At 52.1% G+C, this 25,579-nt stretch carries 17 protein-coding genes; all 17 read left to right on the top strand.

Annotated features, from left to right (window positions below; translation table 11 throughout):
• Positions 1–2 precede the first annotated feature (2 nt).
• The 17 genes from AC1XUF_RS01085 to AC1XUF_RS01165 all read left to right on the top strand — a co-directional run bounded on the left by AC1XUF_RS01085 (position 3) and on the right by AC1XUF_RS01165 (position 25,578).
• Positions 3–1,160 (top strand): acyltransferase family protein, encoded by a 1,158-nt coding sequence (locus tag AC1XUF_RS01085; protein ID WP_483339728.1) that lies wholly within the window; start codon positions 3–5, stop codon positions 1,158–1,160.
• Positions 1,161–1,181: 21 nt separating this feature from the next.
• On the top strand, positions 1,182–3,158 hold the full coding sequence (locus AC1XUF_RS01090; protein WP_483339730.1) for a c-type cytochrome: 1,977 nt from the start codon (positions 1,182–1,184) through the stop codon (positions 3,156–3,158).
• Positions 3,159–3,194: 36 nt separating this feature from the next.
• Positions 3,195–4,001, top strand: coding sequence for a ThuA domain-containing protein (locus AC1XUF_RS01095; RefSeq protein WP_483339731.1), 807 nt, complete (start codon positions 3,195–3,197; stop codon positions 3,999–4,001).
• Positions 4,002–4,009: 8 nt separating this feature from the next.
• Positions 4,010–4,768 (top strand): PIG-L deacetylase family protein, encoded by a 759-nt coding sequence (locus tag AC1XUF_RS01100; RefSeq protein WP_483339733.1) that lies wholly within the window; start codon positions 4,010–4,012, stop codon positions 4,766–4,768.
• A gap of 15 nt (positions 4,769–4,783) precedes the next feature.
• The gene (locus tag AC1XUF_RS01105) at positions 4,784–6,685 is read left to right on the top strand and encodes a beta-L-arabinofuranosidase domain-containing protein (protein ID WP_483339734.1); all 1,902 of its coding nucleotides are present in this window, start codon (positions 4,784–4,786) and stop codon (positions 6,683–6,685) included.
• A complete protein-coding gene (locus tag AC1XUF_RS01110) occupies positions 6,657–8,258 on the top strand; it encodes a sodium:solute symporter family transporter (protein ID WP_483339735.1) in 1,602 nt (533 codons plus the stop codon). Before AC1XUF_RS01105 ends, AC1XUF_RS01110 begins: the two co-directional genes overlap by 29 nt.
• A complete protein-coding gene (locus tag AC1XUF_RS01115; RefSeq protein ID WP_483339736.1) occupies positions 8,258–9,181 on the top strand; it encodes a hypothetical protein in 924 nt (307 codons plus the stop codon). The genes AC1XUF_RS01110 and AC1XUF_RS01115 overlap by 1 nt, the downstream gene beginning before the upstream one ends.
• An 18-nt stretch (positions 9,182–9,199) precedes the next feature.
• Complete coding sequence (locus AC1XUF_RS01120; RefSeq protein ID WP_483339737.1) at positions 9,200–9,955, top strand: SDR family NAD(P)-dependent oxidoreductase; 756 nt, start codon at positions 9,200–9,202, stop codon at positions 9,953–9,955.
• Positions 9,956–10,006: 51 nt separating this feature from the next.
• Positions 10,007–11,182, top strand: a complete 1,176-nt coding sequence (locus AC1XUF_RS01125) for a mandelate racemase/muconate lactonizing enzyme family protein (protein WP_483339738.1) — start codon at positions 10,007–10,009, stop codon at positions 11,180–11,182.
• 3 nt (positions 11,183–11,185) lie between these two features.
• Entirely contained in the window at positions 11,186–13,246 is a 2,061-nt protein-coding gene (locus AC1XUF_RS01130; protein ID WP_483339739.1) for a right-handed parallel beta-helix repeat-containing protein, read from the top strand.
• 58 nt (positions 13,247–13,304) lie between these two features.
• Positions 13,305–14,123: a sugar phosphate isomerase/epimerase family protein gene (locus tag AC1XUF_RS01135; RefSeq protein WP_483339740.1), complete on the top strand. Its 819-nt coding sequence runs from the start codon at positions 13,305–13,307 to the stop codon at positions 14,121–14,123.
• Positions 14,124–14,149: 26 nt separating this feature from the next.
• The gene (locus tag AC1XUF_RS01140) at positions 14,150–15,493 is read left to right on the top strand and encodes a Gfo/Idh/MocA family protein (protein WP_483339741.1); all 1,344 of its coding nucleotides are present in this window, start codon (positions 14,150–14,152) and stop codon (positions 15,491–15,493) included.
• A 6-nt stretch (positions 15,494–15,499) separates the two neighbouring features.
• Positions 15,500–16,774: a glucuronyl esterase domain-containing protein gene (locus tag AC1XUF_RS01145; RefSeq protein ID WP_483339742.1), complete on the top strand. Its 1,275-nt coding sequence runs from the start codon at positions 15,500–15,502 to the stop codon at positions 16,772–16,774.
• Positions 16,775–16,827: 53 nt separating this feature from the next.
• Positions 16,828–19,170: a glycoside hydrolase family 95 protein gene (locus AC1XUF_RS01150; RefSeq protein WP_483339743.1), complete on the top strand. Its 2,343-nt coding sequence runs from the start codon at positions 16,828–16,830 to the stop codon at positions 19,168–19,170.
• Between the two features lie 361 nt (positions 19,171–19,531).
• Complete coding sequence (locus tag AC1XUF_RS01155) at positions 19,532–21,445, top strand: beta-L-arabinofuranosidase domain-containing protein (RefSeq protein WP_483339744.1); 1,914 nt, start codon at positions 19,532–19,534, stop codon at positions 21,443–21,445.
• 88 nt (positions 21,446–21,533) lie between these two features.
• Entirely contained in the window at positions 21,534–22,952 is a 1,419-nt protein-coding gene (locus AC1XUF_RS01160) for a Gfo/Idh/MocA family protein (RefSeq protein ID WP_483339745.1), read from the top strand.
• A gap of 19 nt (positions 22,953–22,971) precedes the next feature.
• Positions 22,972–25,578 (top strand): alpha-galactosidase, encoded by a 2,607-nt coding sequence (locus AC1XUF_RS01165; RefSeq protein ID WP_483339746.1) that lies wholly within the window; start codon positions 22,972–22,974, stop codon positions 25,576–25,578.
• Position 25,579 lies beyond the last annotated feature (1 nt).

The raw sequence follows: 25,579 nt of genomic DNA on the forward strand, positions 1-25,579 counted from the left end.
TCATGGCGCAAATAGTTGATCCGGTAACGAATGCCGACAGGTATTCAGGAAGCGTAGAAAAGCCGGAACGCCTGCTATCGCTGGATACATTGCGGGGTTTCGATATGTTTTGGATCACCGGCGGGGCGAACCTGGTCAGGACCGTGGCAGCACAAACGCAATGGGGATGGGTAGTCTTGATTGCGGATCAGCTGGACCATCCGGCCTGGAATGGCTTCCACTTTTATGACCTGATCTTCCCCCTATTTGTTTTCCTGGCAGGCGTTTCAACTCCTTTCTCTTTTGACAGCCGGATCGTAAAAGGAGTCTCAAAAAGCCACCTGCTGCGAAAAGCAGTACAGCGCGGGCTGATCCTGGTCATTTTGGGAATTGTTTATAACAATGGTCTTTTTCACACAGCATGGGACCACATGCGTTACCCGAGCGTACTTGGGCGGATCGGGTTGGCCGGTATGTTTGCGCAGATCATTTACCTGTACGCAGGCCGTCGCTGGCTTTATCTCTGGGTGCCCGCAATCCTGGTCGGTTACTGGCTGATCATTGCGCTGGTCGCGGTTCCCGGTTGTGGTGCAGGGCTCCTGACCAGAGATTGCAACCCGGCGAGCTACCTCGACAGCATCCTGCTCTCCACCAAAAACCAGCCGGTAAATCATGATCCGGAGGGATTGCTTTCAACACTTCCGGCTATAGCTACCGGACTGATCGGCATCCTGGCAGGGAGATTATTGAAGTCGGAAGCGGAGACCATCAATGCCCGTGAAAAAGTAGCCTGGCTGATGATCGCCGGAATTGCCAGTATCTGCATCGCCATGATCTGGGATACTGTTTTTCCAATCAACAAAAACCTGTGGACAAGCTCTTTTACCCTGCTCACATCGGGGCTCAGCCTACTGCTCCTGGGACTTTTTTACTGGGTCATCGACGTCAGGAAATACTACAGGTGGACCTTCTTTTTCATGGTGATCGGTACCAATTCGATCGTGATCTATATGGCCAAGAAATTCATTGACTTCAATTACACGGCCCAGGCCATTTTCGGAGGCATCCTTGATTTCTTTCCCGAAGCGGTGTCAAAACCAGGGCTGGTCGTGGCGTTCATCGCCGTGCAGTGGGCGTTCATCTATTATCTGTTCCGTAAAAAGTTATTTCTCAAAATTTAACCTATACCCCATCCATCACAAATGAATATGATCAAGTATGATCTGGTGAGAAGCACATTGGTTACACTGGCATGCTCAGCGACGCTGGTTTTATCTTTTGATCGGCTGGCAGCCCAGGAATCGCCAAAAGAAACGGATTATTTTAAAATATTTCCCGTTGTGGCGCCGGAGGGTACCATACTGGAAGTGGGAGGCCTGGCGTCTATTCCCAATGGGGATCTGGCTGTGGCGACGCGTCGCGGCGATATTTATGTGATCGAGAACCCGGCAGGACGATACCCTTACTTCCGGAAGTTTGCCAGCGGCCTGCACGAAGTACTTGGCCTTGCCTACAAAGACGGCTCATTATATGCAGCCCAACGCGGCGAACTGACCAAAATTACCGATACCAACAAGGATGGTCACTCGGACATGTCCAAGCTGAGCGATACCGGTACGGACGGCAAGGCAGATACCTTCGAGACCATTTACGCCTGGCCCCTTACCGGCAACTACCATGAATACAGTTATGGCCCCAAAATAGCCGCTGACGGTACTTTTTTTGTTTCCGCTAACGTCGCTTTTTTTGACGACGAATGGTGGAGCGGAGCGAGCCGGGTGCCCTGGCGGGGATGGGTGATGCACATCACAGGCAAAAACAAGATGGAGCCCTGGGCAACCGGAATGCGGTCGCCGTGTGGATTGGGGATCATCGACGGCGAGGTCTTTTACGCCGACAACCAGGGTGACTGGATCGGGTCGGGCGGAATATGGCATTTGAAGAAAGGTGCCTGGACCGGACATCCGGCCGGATTACAATGGTCGGGGCAGCCCAATTCGCCTGTGAAAATTTCGAAAGACGATGTGTATGCCATCATTGATCCCCGCAGGAAACGCGGAGGAAACGGAGAGTGGATCAAGCCCGAAAACAATCTGAACGACAAGATAGTACCACTGTACACGCTGAAAAGCAAGTTTCCTGCATTGCAGACCCCGGCTGTCTGGCTTCCCCACGGCATATTCGGCGTGTCCAATTCAGAGCTGGTCAAAATTCCTGATAACGCATTCGGGGCTTTTGGCGGCCAGATCCTGATCGGGGACCAGGGGCAGAGCAAGATCATGCGGGTATTTATGGAAAAGGTCAAAGGAGAATACCAGGGCGCGGCGTTCGATTTCCGGTCGGGCTTCAACTCCGGTGTATTGCGTATGGCCTGGGCGGGCGACGGTTCTTTATTCGTGGGAGAAACAAGCCGTGGCTGGGGTGCTTCCGGCAATGCGCTGCAGGGACTGGAACGGCTGGCGTGGAGCGGCCAGGACCCTTTCGAAATGAAGGCGGTGCGGGCTATGCCGGATGGGTTTGAGATCGAATTTACCAAACCAGCCGACAGTAAGACAGCCGCAAACCTGGCGTCTTATTCCGTTTCGAGTTTTATTTACAAATACCACCCCGTGTACGGAAGTCCACCGGTGAACCAGCAGGTCAACAAGGTCAAGGGTGTGAAATTGTCCCCTGACGGACTGAAAGCGCGTATTGTTGTGGAAAACCTGCGCCCCTATTATATCCACGAGATCCGCCTGCCGGGCGTCAAAAGTGCGGAGGGTGCCTATGCGCTGGTACATCCATTGGCTTACTACACGCTCAATAGCATTCCTGACGGCGAAAAATTAAGTGTTTCGGAATGGAGCATTGAAAAAAATACGATCCCGGAAACTCCGGTGAAGCCCGCCGACATGAAAGCTGGCGCTCCGGGGAAAGCGCTCACTTTTGAGCAGGTCAAACCGCTTTTGAGCAAATATACCTGTCTGGCCTGCCATAGCGCAGACAAGCGTCAGGTTGGGCCGGCTTATGCCGCAGTGGCGCAGAAGAATTACACCAGTGAGCAGATCGTAGACCTGATCTACAATCCGAAGCCCAAAAACTGGCCCGAATTCGCGACCGAAATGCCGCCCATGCCGCAGGTACCCAGGGCCGACGCCCTTAAGATCGCGGCCTGGATCAATTCGCTTTCAAAAAATTAACCGCATTTGCTATTCACATTTCCTAAACTCTTGAGAATGATCCGCTATAAACCTGCAACCGACCTCCTGATCCCCGAAAAATCGTGGAGAAACCTTTGTATCCTGGTGATATGTGCTTGCATGTCGGTGCAAGTGTTTGCCCAGGAAGGCAGCGCAGAAAAAAGGCTGCTCGTCTTTTCCAGGACCACTGGGTTCCGCCATTCATCGATCCCTTTCGGCAAAGATGCGATTATGAAACTGGGCCGGTTGCACGGTTTTATAGTGGATACCACTGAAAAGGCTTCGGTTTTTACCGACGAAAATTTGAGAAAATATGGGGCCGTGCTTTTTCTGAATACGACAGGAGGAGTGCTGGACACCGATCAGCAGGCAGCATTTGAGCGGTTCATCAAGGCAGGGGCGGGTTATGTCGGTATTCACGCGGCAACCGATACAGATCACAAATGGCCTTGGTATACAGCGCTTTCAGGCGCCTGGTTTGCTGGCCACCCCGATCAGGATACGGTTCAGACAACGGTTGTGAGCAGGGACCATATCTCCATGAAGGGTTTTCCAGATCACTGGTGGATCAAAGACGAGCTCTATAATTTCGGAAATGTAAGCCCTGACATCAAAGTGCTGCTGACCATTGACGAAAAAGCCTATGAGGGAGGCAGTATGGGTGATTTTCATCCGATGTCGTGGTACCACGAATTTGACGGCGGCAGGTCTTTCTATACCGCATTCGGTCACCGGGAGGACCTGTATACGAATCCGGTATATCTGAAACATTTGCTCGGAGGTATTCAGTATGCATTGAAAAAACCGAAGCACGCAGCCCATCGTCATAGCTCAAACAGGTAGCAATCGCAATGTCCATAACAACGATATCCCGGCGCAACTTTGTCCGTAATTCTTCAATCGGAATGAGCCTTCTGCCCCTCTCCGCCTATTTTGATCCCATTACCAAACCGGCTGCGCCGCTCAGGATCGTCTGCACAGGCGGCCACCCCGATGATCCGGAAACGGGCTGCGGCGGTACGCTGGCCAGATTTTCGAAGGCCGGACACCAGGTAACGATCATTTATCTGACAAACGGGGATGCGGGAATTCCCGGAAAAAGCCATTCCGAAGCGGCGAAAATACGTACTGCCGAAGCAACCCGGGCCTGCAAAATCCTGGGGGCAAAACCTGTCTTTGCCGGACAGGTGGATGGGGCATCTGTCGTCACCAATGAATGGTACGGCAAAATCCGGAAATTGATCGAAGATGAAAAACCGGATCTGCTTTTCACGCATTGGCCGGTGGATTCTCATCAAGACCATATGGCGGCCAGCATCATGACGCAGCGCGCCTATCTGGAAATGAAGCGTGATTTTCCCTTGTATTTCTATGAGGTTTGTACGGGAAGGCAAACGCAGAATTTTCATCCCACAGACTATGTGAATATTACCGATACGCAGGCGCTGAAACGAAAGGCTGTTTTTTGCCACAAAAGCCAGGGGTTTGTTTCAGACCAGTTTTACCAGCAGGACCATGGGATCATGGAAGATTTCCGGGGATTAAGCATGGGAGTAAAAGCGGCCGAGGGTTTTGTGAAGCTGGCCACGATCCATCCATCCATTATCTAGTTAAAGCAGGTTACTATGTTCCGAGCACACATTGCAAAATACTTTTTTCTAACCGGCATGCTGACCGTTCAGGGGGCTTCCCTGATGGGCCAGAGTGGCAGGGTGAAGGTTGTCGTTCCCGCCAGTGTCGTGGATGTTTTTGTCCCGGCTCATGCTGCCGATGTGAAGGTAGGCGGGGAAATAGGCCGCCGGATTGATATCACCGAGCATGCGAACTTGGCAAGCCTCCGGCTCGATCCATACTTTATCGAACCGTTCGTGAACAAAAAGAGGGTGGAGGGTTTTGTCGGCACCGGAATGCTGATCGACGCGGTGGCTAAGCTGGCGGCGCATTCGCAGGATGCCGGTACGATTAAGATTAAAAACCAGTTGGTAGACCATCTCATTGCTGCCCAGGAGCCCGACGGCTACGTGGGCATGTTCACCAAAGCCGAGCGCATGTGGACCTTGTGGGATGTGCATGAGATGAGTTACATTACCTTTGGGTTACTGACAGATTATCAGCTTTTTAACAGGAAAAAATCGCTGGGCGCAGCTACCAGGGCTGCGGATTATATCATCACGAACTGGTCTGCCATGCCTTATCACTGGGACAAAAACATCGGTGTAAACCTGTTTGAGGCAGTCACCGGTCTGGACCGTGCCCTACTCACCCTTTACCGCCTGACGGGCAAGAAGAAATACCTTGATTTTTGTATGGAACAAAAAAAGCTAAAGGATTGGGACCTGGAAATCGAAGTTGGCCGCAGGCTTGGGCTGAACGGACATGTCTATGGCTTTTTGGGGATGTGCCTCGCGCAACTTGAACTGTACCGTTTATCGCCAGAACCCGGGCTACTCAAACAGACCAACAAAGCAGTTGATTTTCTGACTTCCGGGGATGGTACTGTCATTTCAGGAGCGGCCGGGCAGTGGGAAGCCTGGACCGATGACCAGGATGGCGAGAATGCTTTGGGCGAAACCTGTGCTTCGGCCTATCAGATCAGGGTCTACGAGAATCTTTTCCGGCTGTCGGGAGAACCTAAATATGGTGATCTGATGGAGCGGACCATTTACAATACGCTTTTTGCGGCGCAATCGCCTCAGGGAGAGCAGATCCGCTATTATACGCCTATGGTAGGGCCGCGGCGCTATTTTCATGAAGAGGGCTATTGCTGTCCCAATAATTATCGCCGCATTATATCCGAGCTTCCCTCCATGATCTATTACCAAAGTTCCGAAGGAGGAGAGGGAATCGGGATCAATCTGTATACGCCTTCGACGGCCCGGCTGAATTTGCCGAAAGCGGGCATCGTTCAGATCGAACAGCGGACGGACTATCCGGCTGACGGTCGGGTGACCATACGCGTTGCGCCAACAAAACCATCGGTTTTCCCGCTGAGTCTCCGTATTCCCGCCTGGTGCAAAGGGGCCACGATCAGCGTCAATGGGGTACCCTGGAGTGAAAAAACGGAACCCGGATCTTTTATTAAAATGAATCGGAAATGGTCCAAAGGGGACGAGGTGACCTTGAATATGCCTATGGAAGCCAGGCTGGTAAAAGGCCGGAAGCGGCAAGCCGGCCGGGTGGCCGTGATGCGTGGGCCCGTCCTTTTTTGCCTTAATCCGGAGCGCAACCCCGGAGTCGACAGCATGAATAAAGAAGTTGATCCCCATAATAAGCTGAACGCCTTCGATCTCGGCCGAATCGTTCTGGACCCGCTCGCGATCAGCGGTCCGGTAGCGGATAGTTCGATCCGGCCGGGCGGCATTTCGCTGAAAATAAAAGGCTGGCGGGAAGGCTGGGGCATGGGAAGCGGGCCGCATGAGCTGGATCTGCTGCTGACCGAATTCGCCGATCCAGGTGGGAAGGCAACCTATTTCCGCCTGGCTGACCTCGGTAACGCTGGTGAAGACGAACTTTTTGGAAGACCCTGACACGACACCCATGATACCTGCTTTAAGCTCTTACGATCTCCTGACTTTCGTCCTCTACCTGGCGGTATTTGTAGGCGTAGGCATGATCGCGGGCCGTCGGAAAAGCGAGGCGGCTGCGGATTTTTATCTTCGTCAGGACCAGCTGCCCTGGTATGTGATCGGGTTTTCGCTGGTCGCAGCCGGCATCAGCAGTGAGCAGTTTATCGGCACCGTCGGCGCGGTGTATAGCCGGGGTTTGGTGACGGCCAACTGGGAATGGGGTATCTTCCCGGCGGTGTTGCTGATGGTCGTGCTTTTTGTTCCGTTTTACCTCAAAAAAAGGATCCTTACGACGCCGGAGTTCCTGGAAAAGCGTTTCGATAAGCGGGTAAGCCTGCTCTATGCAATCCTTTCGGTGCTGATTTATGTTTTTATCAATCTAGCGGGGGTGCTGTACTCCGGCGCTTTTGCGATGAGCCAGATACTAGGCCTGGATCTTTTTATCTGCATTGCTTTCATTGCGGCGATCGTCGGTTTTTTCTCGGTTTACGGTGGCATGGCATCGCTGGCATGGGTGAGCGTTTTACAGGCCGTGATGCTTTTGGGCAGCGGTATTGCGCTTTTTCTGCTGGGTGTGGGCCGGATTGAAGGCGGGTTGCCGGCCATCATCGGTACCAGCGAACGTGCCCACCTGATCCGTCCGCTGGATGATCCCGAGATCCCCTGGACGGCTTTGCTGGTACTCATGTGCTCTACCAATGTCTGGTATTATGCAACCAGCCAGAATATCAATCAGAGCGTACTCGGTGCTAAAAGTCAGTGGCACGGGAAAATGGGCATTGTGTTTGCCGGATTTTTGCTGATGATCGTTCCGCTGGCCGATGTGTTCCCGGGCCTGATCGCCTTCCGGCTGAACCCTTCCCTGCCTCGCGCGGATATGGCCTTTGTATTTGTAACGCGTGCGCTCATGCCGGCAGGGGGCGCAGGTATCGTTTTTGGCGTGCTCATTTTTGCCGTCGTCACAGCGGTACTATCCGGCGTTAATGGCGTATCCGCTATTTTCTCTTTTGATATTTATAAAAACCTCAGGAGCAACAAAGCGCAGTTGACCGAGGGAGAACTGATCAAAACAGGCAGGTATTTTGCCGGGGCCGTGCTGGCGATCGGTGCGCTTTTTGCGCCTGTGGTCGGCAGCTTCAAGCACATATTCGACTTTTTTCAGCAATGCTGGGCGTTTGTAGCGGTGCCTGTCTCGCTTACCTTCCTGCTGGGGGTGCTGAGCAAACGCATGACCGCCAATCTGGCTTACTACCTGCTATTGTCAACATTTCCCATGTTTTTGGTGCCTTATGCGCTGAGATCGCTGCAGGTTAGCTGGAACATATTCAATGTTGCCGGGGTGTTATGGATCATTTTGCTCCTCCTTTCACTGTTACATATTGCGCGTTTTGGGAAAGAGAAACGGGAGCAGGCAACTGCAAGCGACGCCGTAACTGTCCCCTTGGAAGAAGTGGTTTCCTGGTACCGCGGCGTTCCGTTCTGGCTGTGCGTAATGGCCATTTGTTATATCAGTATTTACATTTTGCTATGGTGATGAAATCAATCAGCATGTCGTCGGACCATAAAATCACCGTTAACGGACAGACCCTGATACGCCTCGAAAACCAGTGGCTGAGCGTGGATATTTTCCCGCGGGGAGGCGGAAAACTGACCAGCGTGTTCAACAAGATTTTGGGTTACGAATTCTTATGGAAGAACAACGGGCTGTCTTTGGAAGCATATCCGGCCGGGACTGAATATGATCCTGTATTTTACGGTGGTATCGACGAGCTTATTCCAAATGATATTCCCGAATCCATCGACGGCATCGACTACCCCGATCACGGCGAGTTATGGACTACCCCGCTCGACGTTTCACAGGACGAAGCGGGTATCAGTCTGTCTGCCACATTGCCAGAGAGCAGGCTTTTTTACAAAAAAACGATCCGGCTGGACGACAGTGCCCCGCTGATCAGGACCGACTATGTCATTCGTAACGACGCGGAAGAACCCAGGAAGTTCTTATGGAAGCTTCACGCTGCCCTGAAAGTCTCAAAAGGGGACCGGATTCATTGCAGCGCGGTTATGGGAAAGGTTGTTGATCCGGACTATTCCAGGTTTACCAGTACGGAGCCTTTCAAATGGCCGGGCATCGAGGGAGCAGATGCGTCCAGGATTCCGGCGAAGAACGGGACGATCGATTTTTTCTATCTCTACGACCTGGGGCAGGGTGAGGTCAGCTGGAAAAGTGCCAATGGTTTATACCGTTTTCAATATTACTTTGATCTCAAGGTATTTCCATATGTCTGGCTTTTTGCCAGCTACGGCGGTTTTCTGGGACATTATACTGCTATTTTAGAGCCTTGCACCACCATGCCGTTATCGGTTTGCGATGCGGCTTCGCTGGGGCAGTGCACGATCCTGGAACCCGGACAGGAGATACAGACCACTGTAGTGATGTATGCGGGGATTCAGTAGATAAAAAGATAAAAAGCAATGGGCACTGACAAACTTAAGATATTGGTAACCGGGGCCGCATCGGGTATTGGCCGGGCTGTTGCGCGACGTTTCGCGGCGGAAGGTTACGCGGTTTGTTTAAACGACATCCAGGACCTGGGCTCTACATTGGCATCACTTTCGGGCGAGGAGCACCTTGTTTTTCAGGGCAGCTTCGCCGATGAGTTGAACATGGAGTTGCTCAGGGAACATATTGGGAAGGAATGGGGGAGGGTTGATGCACTTGTGAACTGCGCCGGCTTTTCACGATATACCCCGTTTGTGGATACATCGCTCAATGAATGGGAGCTGATCTTTCACGGAATGTCCAGAGGGGCGCTACTGACATCAAGATTGGTTTTTCCATTCATGTCCAATGGTGGCAGGATCATCCATATTACGTCGGTCCATGGCGAGCGGGCAGAATATGGTTCGGGCAGCTATGCCATGGCGAAGGCGGCAATCAACCAGTACTGTCGGACGCTCGCGTTGGAACTGGCCCCCCGTGGAATTTTGGTAAATGCGATTGCGCCAGGGTTTGTCAATACGGCGATGTCTATACAGCCCGATGGGCAAAGCGAGCTGGAAACCGCCTGGTTCAGGGACAATTACATCAAAGGGCATCACCTGCCTTTGAAACGGGCGGCAGAACCGGAAGAGATTGCCGGGGTGGCCTGGTTCCTGGCTGGCAACGATGCACGGTATATCACAGGTCAGGTGATCCATGTGGACGGCGGGCTGAGTGTGACCTTCTGATTTTTTTATGAATTAGTAATCAAGTAATTAAAATTTTTACAGCAAAGTAAGATGCACATAGGATCGGTTGATTTTTTCTATCTGAGTATGCCGGAAGTACTCGATATCGGTGACGGGAGCCAGGATGCATTACTGGTAAGGGTAAGGGCCGGCGGGCTGGAAGGCTGGGGCGAATGCGAGGCCTCTCCCTTGCCAAGCATCGCCGGATATGTGGCACCCATGTCGCATAGCGGGTGCAAGCCGGTCAGCTGGGCCGTCGAAGGTATGCCGTTAAACACGCCCGACGACATTTATGAAATCACAAAAAGGGTTCATGAAAATAGTTTCGACCTCCTGCAGTCTGACCATATCCTTTCCGGTATCGACATTGCATTGTGGGACTTGCTGGGTAAATCCCTGGAAGAGCCCGTTTACAAGCTCATTGGCTATCCGAAATCCTATCCCAAAATTCCCTATGCTTCCCAGCTTTTCGGAGATACACCCGAAGGGACTTTTGAAAAGGCCAGGCAATCGAACCTGCTTGGCTATAAGGCCGTTAAATTTGGATGGGGCCCCATCGGAAGATCCGGGCCTGCTTTGGATGAAGCACATTTCCGGGCGGCCAGGGAAGGACTTGGAGAGGATATCTACCTGATGATCGATATCGGAACAGTGTGGGGAGAAAACGTTTCCGAGGCGACTCAACGACTGGCGGCATTAAAAGCGGTGAACACCTACTGGCTGGAAGAACCTTTTGCGAATATGGCCCTGGGCCCCTACAAGGCATTGTCGAAAGCAGGCCCCAAGGCATCCCTGGCGGCTGGCGAAGGCTGCAATAACTATGTGCAGGCCGCAGCCATGATCGAGTACGCCGGTCTGGATTTTATTCAGATCGACACGGGGAGGATCGGCGGTATCACGACAGCCAGACGGGTTGCCGGCCTGGCACAGAGCATGGGCGTGACTTACGTAAACCATACTTTTACCTCCCACCTGGCTTTGAGCGCATCCATCCAACCTTTCGCGGGGCTCGAAAATGACATGATCTGCGAGTATCCCGTAGAGCCAAAGCAGCTTGCATTGGACATCACCAGTAATAAACTGCTGCCAAACGAACATGGCGAGATCGTGCTGCCTGAAGCGCCCGGCCTTGGCCTGACGGTCGACACTGCAAACCTGAAAAAATACCTGGTGGACGCGGAGATCATTGTAAAAGGGAAAGTGCTTTACCGTACACCGGAACTCTAACCATTGTCCAGAATTATTATGGTCCAACGTTTCTGTCTTCTGTTCTGTGTTACCTGCCTATGCCTGCGTTCTTTCGGTAAAGGAAATCCGGCAGGTCAGTATGGTACCCATGCGGCCACAATAGAATTATATGTCTCTCCCGGGGGCAATGACCTCCATGAGGGAACGAAGCAGGCGCCATTGAAAAGCCTCGAGGGTGCCCGAAACCGGGTACGCCTGCTCCGTAATGGCAATCCCGATCAAAGTGTGGTGGTGTACGTCCGTGGCGGACTTTACCCGTTGGAAAAAAAGCCGGTCGTATTTAGCGGCGAAGATTCCGGAACGGAACGCAGCTCTGTAACCTATCAGGCCGCAGCAGGCGAGCAGCCTGTATTTTCCGGTGGCCGCCGGTTGAACCACTGGAAGAAAGTCAAAGACAAGCAAGCGCTTGCACGGCTAGCCGGTGCCGCAATAGGGAAGGTGTATGTGACAGATCTGAAGGCCGCCGGGATTTTCGATTTTGGAGACCCCACGGAGCTGGGGCGCAGACCGGAGCTGTTTTGCAATCAGCAACTCCAAACGCTGGCCCGCTGGCCAAACACCGGGCTGGCCACCGCCGGGAGGGCGACGGGGCAGACACCTCTACCGGAGACATATATTGCCAAACGTGGTTTTAAAGAAGGGAATTTCGAATACCTGGACAACCGCCAAAGCCGCTGGGCCCTCGAAAGTGACGCGCGGCTTGGTGGGTACTGGTATTGGGACTGGAGCGAGGAATTCCAGAAAGTGGCCCGGGTGGATACGGTCAAAAAGACCATTCAGATCAGCCCTCCCTATCATGGTTATGGTTACAAAGACAGTCTGCACTATTTTGGGCTCAACCTGTTCTGTGAAATCGATTCCCCGGGAGAATGGTTCCTCGACAGAACGGCCGGCCTTCTTTACTGGTATCCGCCGGCTGGCGTCAATCCTTCCAAAGCGGAGGTCAGCCTCTCGGTATTTGCAGAACCCTTTATGATCCGTGCTGAGGACTGTACCAATTTTTCGATAAAAGGTCTGGCATTTGAGGAGGGCCGCGGGAGTGCGATCAGCGTGAAAGGCGGACAGCATTGCCTGATCTCTGATTGCCGGATCGAGCGGTTCGGGCAGGATGGTATCCATGTGAAAGGAGGATCTGCAACCGGTATCTCCGGGTGCATGCTGACCACTTTTGGCTGCGGGGGTATCAAAATGGAAGGCGGCGACCGCAAAAAGCTGATCTCCTCCGGTCATTTCATCGAAAATACCGTCGTGCAGGACTTTTCTCTTTTTAAAAGGACTTATCAGCCTGCAGTTTTGATGGAAGGATGCGGGCATCGGATCAGTCACAACCGGTTCAGTAACTCTTCTTCGTCCGCTTTCAGGCTGGAAGGCAATGATATGGTAATTGAGTACAACGAGATCAGCCGGGTCGTAAATGAATCGGATGACCAGGGCGGCCTGGATGTATTCTATAATCCGTCCTATCAGGGTAACGTCGTCAGGTACAACCATTGGGCGGATATCGCAGGCGGGACGCTCCACGGCGCGGCGGGAGTTCGTCTCGACGATATGATCTCCGGATTTCTGATTTATGGAAATGTCTTTGAACGTTGCGGGGCAAGGCATTTTGGCGCGGTTCAGATTCATGGCGGGAAGGACAACATGATCCGTAACAACCTCTTTTTCAATTGCCCGTATGCCGCGAGCTTTTCTACCTGGGAGAACAAAAGATGGTATGCTGCGCTTGAATCGCCATCCATCCGCGAAAGGCTTTATGAGCAGGTAGATATCAATTCGGCGATTTACCAGGAAAAATATCCATTGCTGAAAAATATCCGCCTGAACCCCAATGTGAACAGCATAGTCGATAACCTGCTGGTAGACTGCCCGCAAACACTCCGGAACGGCCAGGAACAAATTTCGAATAACAACACCTCTGTTGCATCTGCGGGAAAATCAATTGAAACATTTTGTGATCCGGCATTTTTAAAAACCATTGGTCTCCAGCCCATACCGTTTGGGGAAATGGGCCCCAAGCACAATCGATGGGAGAAGAAAAGATAGCAGGTATCCCGGTTGGTTAAACCAAACCCATGCAAAAGAAGATTCAAACTATTTTAAAATGACTACGAGAAGGGACTTTATTCAGAAGGCAGCCGGGATTACAGGATTAGCTGCCATGCCGTCAGCAGTTTTGCCCACCGGACGGACTTCCGGAGACTTATTCAAACTCGGCATGGCTGGTTATACCTTCCATAAGTTCTCAATTGACCAGACCCTCGCCATGATGAACAAGGTGGATGTGAAATATCTATGTATCAAGGATTTCCACCTTCCTTTGAACAGTAGCGATGAACAGATAGCGGTTTTTTTCCGGAAACTGGAACGGGCTGGGGTGACAGGGTACGCGGTGGGGCCGATCGGTGATGACGACACAGACCTGGACGGGACATTCAGCTACGCCCGGAAAGTGGGTGCCAGGCTGATCGTCGGGATTCCTGCGCTGAAAGATATCCCGGACATTGAGAAAATGGTAGAAAAGTACAATGTACGCTATGCCATTCACAACCACGGGCCCGACGAAAGCCGCTACACCAATGCGCTTTCTGTTTATAACCTCATCAAAGACCGAGATCCCAGGATGGGGCTTTGCCTGGATATCGGCCACGACGCCCGTTTCGGTAGCGATCCGGTAGCAGATCTTAAAAAATACGCACACCGGGTTTTTGACATACATCTTAAGAATGTAACGGCGCCGGATAAGGAAGGAAAAGGAATTGAGCTGGGGAGGGGGATCATCGATATTCCGGCGTTTGTAAAAATGCTCAGGCAGGTGAAGTACAATGGCATGTGCAGCCTGGAATACGAAAAAGATATGGAAGACCCGCTCGTCGGGATCGCCGAGTCGGTCGGCTATTTTAAGGGTGTTTGCGCGGTTTAGATTCAACAAATTCTCATTTCAGAAGCATGGAAAACGCAAGGAGGGATTTTATTAAAAAGACAGTTGCGGGTAGCAGCGCACTTGTTTTTGGCGGTATCATCAAGGGAATGAGCGCGGCCAGTTACGCAAGGATATCGGGTGCGAACGATCGCCTTCATGTTGCCATTGCCGGGTTAGGCAGGAGGCTGGACGCCTATTTTGAACCTGTTTCCCTCAAAACCAGCAATGTAAGACTGGTAACTTTATGCGATGTGATGGAACGCCAGCGCAACAGGGCTGCGGGGGAGTTCGCAAAGCATATTGACTATAAGCCAAGGCTTGAAAATGATTTCAGAAAGGTTGTGGAAGATCGGGAAATAGATGTGCTGATCAATGCCACGCCCGACCACTGGCATGCGCCGGGAACGATCATGGCTGTGAAAGCCGGCAAGCATGTATACGTGGAAAAACCCTGCAGCCACAATCCCCGGGAAGGGGAGCTCCTGGTGGAGGTGCAGAGAAAATACAATAAGATTGTCCAGATGGGCAACCAGCAGCGTTCTGCGGCTGAGTCGGTGCAGATCGTCAGCGAAATACACAATGGGGTGATCGGCAAACCCTATGAGGCCGTCGCATTTTATTCGAGCGACAGGGAGGAAACCCCTGTGCCGAAGATAGCGCCTGTCCCTGAGGGCCTCGACTGGGACTTGTTCCAGGGGCCTTCGCCCAGAAAAAAGTATATGCACGATACCTGGGATTACAACTGGCACTGGTATGGCTGGGACTTCGGTACTGCCGAGTCGGGTAACAATGGTACGCATGAGCTGGATGTGGCGCGATGGGCCCTGCAGGTGGATTTCCCGGAGCAGGTAGAAGCGCGGGCTGCCAAGCGACATTTCGTGGATGACGGGTGGACTATGTACGACACCATGGATGTTACCTACAGGTTTCCGGGAAACAAGGTCATCAAATGGGATTGCAAAAGCCGCACCGCCTACACGACCTACGGGGCAGGGCGGGGTACGATCATTTACGGAACGGAGGGGACGGTATTTGTGGACAGGGGAGGGTTCAGGTTGTACGACCGGATGGGCAAGCTGATCCGGGACAGCCAGGCGAAAGGTAAGGAGGCAGGAACCGTGCTCGGCGGTGGCGGGGATATGTCCACCAGGCACCTTGTTAACTTTTTCAATGCGGTGAGGGGTACGGAAAAGCAAAACTCAACGATTGAAGATGGCGCCCGAAGTACGTTGCTGAGTCATTTGGCCAATATTTCATACCGAACAGGCAAATCACTTAAGACTAACCCTAAAAACGGGCACATTGATGATCAGCAGGCGATGAAACTGTGGAGCCGTGCCTATGAGCCGGGATGGGAACCTAAGATTTGACATACCATGATGAAAGCAATCATCCTTATCGGCCTGGCCTTCCTGCTGTTTACCGTTTCTGGTTTTGCCCAGGAAGCGGAAACCAATGAGGATGAAAGCAAAGTAGGTGCATTTATTTTGCCCGAGGTGCTCAAAACAAATGCGGGCACGATCGTGCATAGTAAAAAGGACTGGGAGATGATAAGGCGGCCCGAAATCGTGGCCCTTTTTGAAGAGAATGTCTTTGGAAAAACGCCTGTTCGTAAACTCCCGATGCGGGTTGTGGTGACTTCTGTTGACGAAAAGGCATTGGACGGGAGGGCGGTCAGGAAACAGATCACGATTTATTTTACCGAAAAGGATAAACCGAAAATGGACCTGTTGCTGTACCTTCCCGCCGGTGCCAGCAAGCCTGTGCCGGTATTTCTGGCACTCAATTTCGAAGGCAACCACTCTATTCACGCTGATACCGGAATTAGCATGAGCCGGCGCTGGATGAGATACGACCATGCTCGCGGGATCGCCAACCATTTTTCAACTTCTGCCAGCCGGGGTTCGAGGGCCGCGAGGTGGCCGGTGGAGGAAATGCTGGCGCGCGGTTATGGGCTGGCGACGGTATACCAGGGCGACATTGAGCTGGACCGTGCGGAACGATCTCCGGACGATATCCATGCATTGTTCCCCAGGCCCGGGCCGGGCGACTGGGGAAGTATAGCGGCGTGGTCGTGGGGATTGAGCCGGGCGATGGATTACCTGGTTACCGACCGGCAGGTCGATGCCGGAAAAGTAGCCGTGCTGGGGCATTCGCGGCTGGGGAAGGCTGCACTTTGGGCCGGGGCATTGGATCAAAGATTGGCCATGGTCATCTCCAACAATTCGGGAGAAGGGGGCGCGTCATTGTACAGGAGGAATTTTGGAGAAACGATTGCAGATCTTACCCGGACTGTGCCTTACTGGTTTTGTGGGAATTTCAGCAAGTACAGCGGTCGCGAAAAAGAGCTGCCGGTGGATGCACATGCGTTGATTGCTCTGATTGCGCCAAGGCCTGTGTATGTGGCGAGTGCGGTGGAAGATACCTGGGCGGACCCTAAGGGAGAATACCTGGCAGCCTACCATGCAGGTCCGGTTTATAAATTATACGGACTCGCCGGATTGGAAAGCGATCAGCAGCCTGAGCCTGGGAAGGGCGCAGGAAATGGTGTTGTCGGCTACCATCTCAGGAAAGGAGATCACGAGCTGACCCACCTTGACTGGCAGTATTTCCTGAATTTTGCAGACCGGCATTTCAAAAGCAAAATATAGTTCACAGACAATCAGTTACGATAATAAAACATTTCTTTTCTATACGACATACCATGAAATTAAGCCCGTACACCTGTATTATTTTTCTCTTGTTTGCCGGTTTTCGTTCGGCTGCGCAAAATGACATGGCTTTGTGGTACAAGGCGCCAGCCAAAGAATGGACGGACGCATTGCCGGTAGGCAACGGCCGGTTAGGAGGAATGGTGCATGGGCGCTACGACAAGGAGCTGATCCAGCTCAATGAAGAGAGTGTGTGGGCAGGTAGCAAGATCAATAATAACAATCCGCAATCGGCCGCGCACCTGGCGGAGATCCAGCAGGCGATTTTCAAAGGTGAATATAAAAACGCAGTCGCGCTTGCGGACAGGTACATGGTGGGGACACCTCCCCGGGTGCGTTCCTATCAGCCGCTTGGAAACCTGTTTATTGAATATCCTTTTAAGGAAACTGCCGAAAGCTACCGGCGGGACCTGACGCTCTCTACCGGAATTTCCAGGACAGAATTTACAGTAAAGGGAAATAAAGTTTCACAGGAAGTATATGTTTCGGCGCCTGGTGACGTGATGGTACTCACGATCACAGCCGCTCAGCCAATGGATACGGACATTTATCTCAGCAGGGACCGGGACGTAACCAGCTACCAAAGCGCGGCCGGAACCGCTTTTTTTAAAGGTCAGATTGATGACAAGGAGGATAAGCAGGCGGGACCGGCAGGAAAGCACATGCGATTTGCGGCTGCCATGAAACTACTGGAGACGGATGGGAAATCCTCGGCCATGCAGTCTGCGACCAGTTCCGGGTTCAAGATCAAAGGTGCGAGAAAGCTGGTGATCGTGCTGACGGGCGCGACGGATTATAACGTAGAAAAGCTTGATTTCGACACTTCTATTGACCCCATTGCCATATGCAACGCCAAACTGGGGGCTACAACCGGAAAGACGGAAGCGGTGCTGAGAAAGATCCATACCGATGACCACCGCTCTTTTTTTGATCGCGTGAGTTTGAAGCTGGGCGCGGAGAATCACAATGAGCTGCCTACGGACGAGCGGCTGAACCGGGTAAAAGCAGGCGGCGTGGACCTGGGTCTGATCGCTTTGTATTATCAGTACGGAAGATATTTGCTGATGGCTTCTTCACGTAAGCCCGGCCGTTTGCCAGCCAATCTTCAGGGTATCTGGAATGACAGCTACGAAGCTGCCTGGAATTCGGATTTCCATACGAATATCAACCTGCAGATGAATTACTGGCCTGCTGAATCGGGCAATCTGTCCGAAACGGCTGAGCCGCTGGTCCACTTCATGGAAAAGATCACAGGGCCTGGAGGCGCTACCGCGAAGGAAATGTACAAGGCGCGTGGCTGGACATTGCATCATTTAACCGATCCTTTCGGGCGGACGGCCGCGGCCGACGGTGTCTGGGGCGTATCGCCAATGGCAGGACCGTGGATGACTTTCCCGCTTTACGAACATTATGCCTACACCGGCGATCTCAATTACCTTCGGAAAAGTGCTTACCCTATCATGAAAGGCTCGGTAGAATTCGTGCTGGATTTTCTGGTCAGGTCCCCGGAAGGGTTCCTGGTTACCAATCCGTCCCACTCGCCTGAAAATGCCTTTTTTGTACCCGGAACAGATAAAAAGGAAAGTTCGCAACTCTCTTACGCTGCCACGATCGATACGGAAATCATTCACGGACTATTTAATTATTACCTGAAAGCAGCGCAGGTGCTGAACCTGGATGCCGGTTTGGTAGCTCAGGTAAAAGCGGCTCAGAAACAACTGCCGCCGCTCAAAGTAGCGGCAAACGGCACATTGCAGGAATGGATCCAGGACTATGAGGAAACCGAGCCCGGGCACCGTCACATTTCACACATGCTGGGTTTGCACCCTTTGAACCTGATCTCTCCCAAAGAGCCGGTACTTTTCGAAGCGGCAAAAAAGACAATAGCCAGGCGCCTCTCCAACGGCGGGGGGCAAACGGGCTGGAGCAGGGCATGGATCACCAATTTTTATGCAAGGCTGCTTGATGGCAGCAAGGCTGGAGAAAATTTGCAGTTACTACTTCAGCGAAGCACGCTCAACAACCTGTTCGACACGCACCCGCCTTTCCAGATTGACGGAAATTTCGGTGGCGCGGCCGCAATTGCCGAGATGTTGCTGCAATCTCAGAACGGCGAGCTTCACATTTTGCCTGCGCTCCCCCCAGGCTGGACAGAGGGGTCCATCAAAGGATTGAGGGGACAGGGAGGCTACACCGTCGACATCACCTGGAAGGGCGGCAAACTGACCGGGCTGGTCATTACTGCTGACCGACCGGGCAAATATACCGTGAGGTATCAGGAAGATATGAAGGCGATTCATTTCAAAAAATCAGTCGCTCAGAAGGTAACTTTCTGACCAGGTTACTAAATGCCAGATAGTATCAAAAATGTCTGATAACGAAGTGTTTAAGTCGTAAAAAAACGTCGCCTAAGAGGTGCGATCAGTTCCGATAACGTTACCGCTACTATTTATTGTTCGAGCCGAAAAGTTGACATAGAAATATTGTAAAATTGTGGCGGCTGAAAATAGCTGATCCAATACTGACTGAAATGGCAGCCAGGCTCAGAACCTGCCCTTGACAGGAACGCTCAGATTAATCTGATATACAGACATACCGCTTGCTCCGGACAATTGGGCCGGACATAACCAGCTTGTTTCAGGAACGGGTGATCAACGTATCAGTTCGCGTTCGGTACAATTTCAAATAGTAGAATACATGTTTAGTAGGACCATTTTTAAAGTTGGGGGCCGGTGCCTTCTGTGGGCTTGCCTGTGTTGTCTTTCGCTGCATGGAAATGCACAGCCTTCGGGCAAAATGTCTCCCGTTGCCAACGCGCCGGTTTTTCTGACACCTCCGGGACTCAGGATGTCATTTGGAGGGGTAATAGGAGAAAGATTAAAAGCAAACCTTGAAAACTGGGAGCTCAAAGCTCCTGAGGCCAATCCGGCAATGGTCGAGATGTTTTACGACCGTGACCGTAAGCCATCGCGCAATCCACTGCCATGGTCAGGCGAGTTTATCGGAAAGTACCTCTGTCAATCGATCCTGAGTTACCGGATTTTAAGGGATCCCAGACAGAAAGAGCTGATTACCAATCTAAGCGAACGTTTCATGAAAAGCCAGGGGGCCGATGGTTACCTGGGCGCTTTCGATCAGCAAAGCCGTCTGACAGGGTCCAACTGGGATATCTGGGGGCATTACTGGGCTATCCAGGCACTCCTGCTTTACCACCAGGATTTCAGCGCTCCCCACGCTTTGCAAGTGGCTGCCAGGGCTGCCGATTTGATTGTAGAAAAATTCCTGAACAAAGACTTCCATCTCACTAACGATGGCAGCCAGGGTCAGATGAACTACTCGGTGATCCATGCCTTTACCCAGCTTTACAAGTTAACCGGTAAACCGTCCTACCTGGATATGGCCCGCTGGATCGTGAAAGAGTGGGATCTGCCTGGAGCCGGAGAATATATGTCGAATGCGCTGGCGGGAAAGGATATGTACCAGTTTCCGGGAAACCGCTGGGAGAGCCTGCATGGTTTTCTGGGGATGTATGATATGTATCTGATTACGGGCGAACAGCGATTCCGTGATGCCTTTACGCATATCTGGTACAGCATACTCAAGGGAGATCGCCACAATACGGGCGGCTTTACATCCGGAGAGGCGGCCAAAGGAAACCCGTACCTGCCCGACCCGATCGAAACGTGCTGCACCGTGGCCTGGATAGATATGAGCATTGCCATGCTGAAACTCACGGGCGATTCCCGGGTAGCCGATGAGCTGGAACTATCTACTTACAATGGCCTGCTCGGCGGTCAACACCCCAGTGGGCGCTGGTGGACTTATAATACGCCTATGGACGGGGTCAAAGAAGCTTCGGCACATACCATCAATTTTCAGTGCCGTGCGGGCAGTCCCGAGCTGAATTGTTGCTCTGTGAATGCGCCGCGTGGATTGGCATTGCTTTCGGAATGGGCGGTTCTAAGTTCTGCCAAAGGTGTGGTGCTCAATTTTTACGGGCCTTCTCAACTGGATTTAAAAACGCCTGCGGGTAAAAGGCTTCAATTGATCCAGAAAACGGATTACCCCAGGGGCGGGAGAGTGAGTGTCCGGGTTAACCCTGAGGCGGCGGAAACATTCGATGTCCGGCTGAGGATTCCTTCCTGGTCGGCCGGTACCCGTTTAGCTGTGAACGGGAAGGCTGTCAAGGAAATAAAAGCGGGCTCTTACCATGTTCTTTCGAGGAACTGGAAACCGGGAGATGTGATTGACGTCACGTTTGATATGACGCCGCATTATTGGGTGGGTGATCAGCAAACTGCCGACAAAACCTCTGTTTACTACGGGCCGCTGCTGCTCGCCTTTGATCCGGTCTACAATAGCATGGATGCGGATCAGATTCCGGAAATACGGGTTGAAAACCTGCGACTTACCTCCGCATCCACCGACAGGACGATCAAGCCCTGGGTGCTTTTCAGGGTAAACGCCACAGGGACGCCCGTTTATCTTACAGATTTTACCACGGCCGGTGCATACGGCAATTATTATACAAGCTGGCTACCGATCAGGGGTGTCATTCCGATCGCCTTTGATCCGCAATCTGCGATCTGGAGTAACCGGCCCAAGAGGTAGGCAAGATAAGAACCTATGAATTTTCAGGAACCGGAATGGACCGTAAAAAAGGTCCTGTGGCCCGGATACATTCTAAATTTTAAACCCAATGAAAAAAAGAGACTTTTTAAAACACTTCAGTTTGGGCAGTATAGGCATGGCAGGCTCCGGATTTGCATCGGGTGCTGCCACGTATGCTGCTGCTCCTGGTTCACAGCCCGCCAACTTTCGCAAGGGTTGGAACCGATTCAACATGTCCGGTTATGCGGCGCCTAAGATCGATACCGTCCGAATCGGTTATATTGGCGTAGGCAGCAGGGGCGAAGGCGCTGTGCAACGGATTCTGAATTTGAAAAACATCCATGTGAAGGCAATTTGCGACATCAGGCCGGAAAAGGCAGCATTCGCAAAAAAGCATTGCGAGGGAACATCCAGCAACCCCGTACTCTATTCGGGAAGCGAGGAAATCTGGAAAAAGCTATGCGAACGCGATGACATCGACCTGGTTTATATCTGTACACCCTGGCACTTGCATACGCCGATGGCCCTATATGCCATGCAGCAAGGCAAACATGTAGCCGTTGAAATCCCGGCTGCGACTACCGTAGAAGATTGCTGGAAGCTGGTAGAGATGTCCGAACGTACCCGGAAGCATTGCATGATGCTCGAAAATGACTGCTACGACTTTTTCGGACTACTCACGCTCAATATGGCCAGGCAGGGTTATTTTGGCGATATCATTCACGTGGAAGGGGCTTATATCCACGATATTTTCAATTCTCTCTTTGATAAGAACGGTCGCTATAATCTTTGGCGTCTGCGGGAAAATATGAACCGCGACGGAAATCTGTATCCCACGCATGGGCTGGGTCCGGTGTGCTGGATCCTGGATGTGAATCGGGGGGATCAAATGGATTACCTGGTTTCGATGTCGAGCAATGATTTCATGCTCAAAAAAAGGGCAGAGGAACTGGCGAAAACCGATCCGGACTTCAAGGAGTTTGCGGGACAGCATTTTCGCGGGAATATGAATACGACTACTATCAAAACCCAAAGAGGAAGAACAATCATGTTGCAGCATGATGTTTCCTCTCCAAGGGTCAAATCCCAGATCTATCTGGTGAGCGGGACTAAGGGCTCAGCGCTGAAATATCCTTACCCTTCAAAGATATCCCAGGGGCATGAGTGGGTATCGGAGGATGAGCTCAAACGGCTGGAAGAAAAGTATAATCCCGAAATCGTAAAACGGATCGGCGAACTGGCCAGGCAGGTAGGAGGGCACGGCGGCATTGACTTCCTGATGGACTGGCGACTGATCGACTGTCTTAGAAACGGCTTGCCGCTCGATCAGGACGTATATGATGCAGCGTCATGGAGCAGCGTGGGGCCGCTCAGTGAATGGTCGGTAGCCCATCGCTCGAGTCCGATTGATATTCCTGACTTTACGAACGGGGCTTGGAAAACCAATACACCCGTTGATATTTCGCTGGAAAAGGGAGGCACCACGGGTGTTAACAGGAAAATTTAAACCCTAAACCTTAACATGTATGGAAATTGGATTTTCAGGTCGCAAGGGCCTTGTGCGTCTCCTTTTGCAAAATTTTCAAAAGATCATGATGACAGCCTTGTTTCTTGCCTCGTGTCAGGCGGCATTCTCGCAGACAGAGAAGCCCTATCTGCCGAATCAGGACGAGCTGGCATTTCCGGCACAGGTCGCCCAGAACTGCTTCGGGGTCAAAAGGGAAAAGGGAAATATCGTGCAGATTGAGCAGCCGTGGGAGTTAGTAAAATTTAAGCAATCGTTTCTGAAAGAGCGCCTTACAATAGCAGGCAGGCAATTCGATCATGGTTTGGGCGTACACGCGAACAGTCAATTGCTGATCCGCCTTCCGAGGCCCGGGCGCCGTTTTCAGGCAAAGATCGGATATGATGAAAACAAACTTACCCGCCAGCATGCAAGCTCTAAAATCATTTTCAGTATTGAAGCCAACGGCAGAAAGTTGTGGCAGTCGAAGCCGATGGGTTTACAGGATCAGGCTGTCGTGGTTGATATCCCGCTGGGAGGAGTCACAGAATTCTGTCTGAAGGTAAATTCCACGGATGCTAATTTCAGCTATTGTCATGCAAACTGGGCGGACGCAAATGTTGTGTACGGTCCAAATGAGTCGGACTGGATCGATTCTTTTTCTCTTCAGGATTCCGCCATCAACGCATTGCCCTTATCCTTTGTTCTTGGGGGGCGCTCCTCGCGGGATTTGCTGGGCGGCTGGATCCGAACGGTGGCCTCGAAACCCCAAAAAGACCGGATCTTACATCAAATCAAATGGACTAAGCCTGACAAGACATTCGAAGTGCGATGCGAACTGACAGAATTCACAGACCAGCCGGTGCTGGAATGGAGGCTGTTTTTTAAAAACAGGGCCAGCGTAAATAGTGCCGTACTGCAAAATGTGCTGCCCCTGGATGTGCAGCTCAAGCAGCCTGAAATGTTTTCGCTGAGAAAGCAAAGCTACAATCCGGTCAGGATACACAGTAACAAGGGAAGCAACTACGCCAGTTATGACTTCATGCCATTTACAGAAATTCTGGAAAAAGAAGTGCCGGACGAGAAGCATGCGTATACTATTAATCGTTCGAGCATGTCCAGCGAATCGTTCTTGCCTTTCTGGAACACGGAACTCAATGGAATGGGCCTGGTAACCGCGCTCGGCTGGTCCGGATCGTGGAAATCGGATTTTTCATACACACGCGACGACCAGGTGAAAATGTCGGCGGGCATGGCAAGGATGAAACTTTACCTGAAGCCGGGAGAGGAGATCAGTTCGCCCTCAGTCTGCATTCTGTTCTGGACGGGCGCTGAAGCGATGCGGGGCAACAATCTTTTTCGTCGCTACATGAGAGAAAAAATCGTTCCGAAATGGGATGGAAAAGAGCCGGTTACGTTTTCAATGGGCGGCGGCTCCTCGGCCCTGGAGACGGTCAGTGAAACGAACCAGCTGGATTATATCCGCAAAATAGCCGGAACGGGAGCGAATGTTTACTGGCTGGATGCAGGCTGGTACGACGGCCCGCCGGGAGAAAAATGGTCGGCCGGGCGCGGCAACTGGTTTCCGAGCCCTCAGAAATTTCCTCGCGGCATGAAGGTCCTGGCCGACGAGGCGCATCGCAATAACCTGAAATTTCTGCTTTGGTTTGAACCGGAAAGTGTTTCGCAGGGTTCGGCCATCGCGTTGAAGTATCCTGGCTGGGTATTGCGCCAGCCCGACAGGACCAATCGGGGGCTGTATAATCTGGGCGACCCGGCGGCTTTGAAATACATGACCGACCTGATTTCCAGGGACCTGATCGATTGGAACGTCGACATCTTCCGGTGCGATTTCAATGCAGACCCTGAAAGGTTCTGGCTGATGGCCGACCAGCCGGGCCGAACCGGGATGACAGAAATAAGGTATGTGGAAGGGCTGTACCAGTTTTGGGATGAACTATTGAGACGAAAAGCCGACCTGCTCATAGACAACTGTGCCAGCGGAGGCCGCCGGATCGACTATGAAACCTGTAAGCGTTCCGTCCCGCTGTGGCGGTCGGACTATGAGTGTGAGCTCTTTCCTGATCTGTATGAAGCGAGCCAGAACCAGACTTACGGACTGGGTATGTATCTGCCGATACATTCGACGGGACAGGGAATGACCTTTGACAAGTATAAAGACCGTAGCCTTGCTACAAGTTCGGTAGTGCTTTCTATCGGCACAAAAGCCGATGAACCAGTCGATGTTCCGTTCGAAAAAGTGAAAAAGGTGTGGGAAGACCTGCGATCTTACTCCTATCTCATGATGGGGGACTTTTATCCGCTGACTGATTTTGATCTGGGCGACAAAAGCTGGATGGTGCAGCAGTACGATAGTCCTGAGAAAGGCGAGGGCTGCATCATCTGTTTCCGGAGGGGCCATGCACCTGGCCCTGAATTTACTCTGAGACTGAGGGCCGTGGACCCGGAATCGAGATACAGGTTAACAGACCTGGATACCCGCGAGGAAAAGACAGTGACCGGACTCGAGCTGGAAAGGCTGTCGGTTAGCCTGAACCGGCTTGAATCCAGGGTGATCAAGTATAAGAAGATTGAAAACGGATCAAATAACCAGCAAAGCAATCCATAAC

It is taken from the genome of Dyadobacter sp. HNCC25DJ185 (assembly GCF_056895195.1).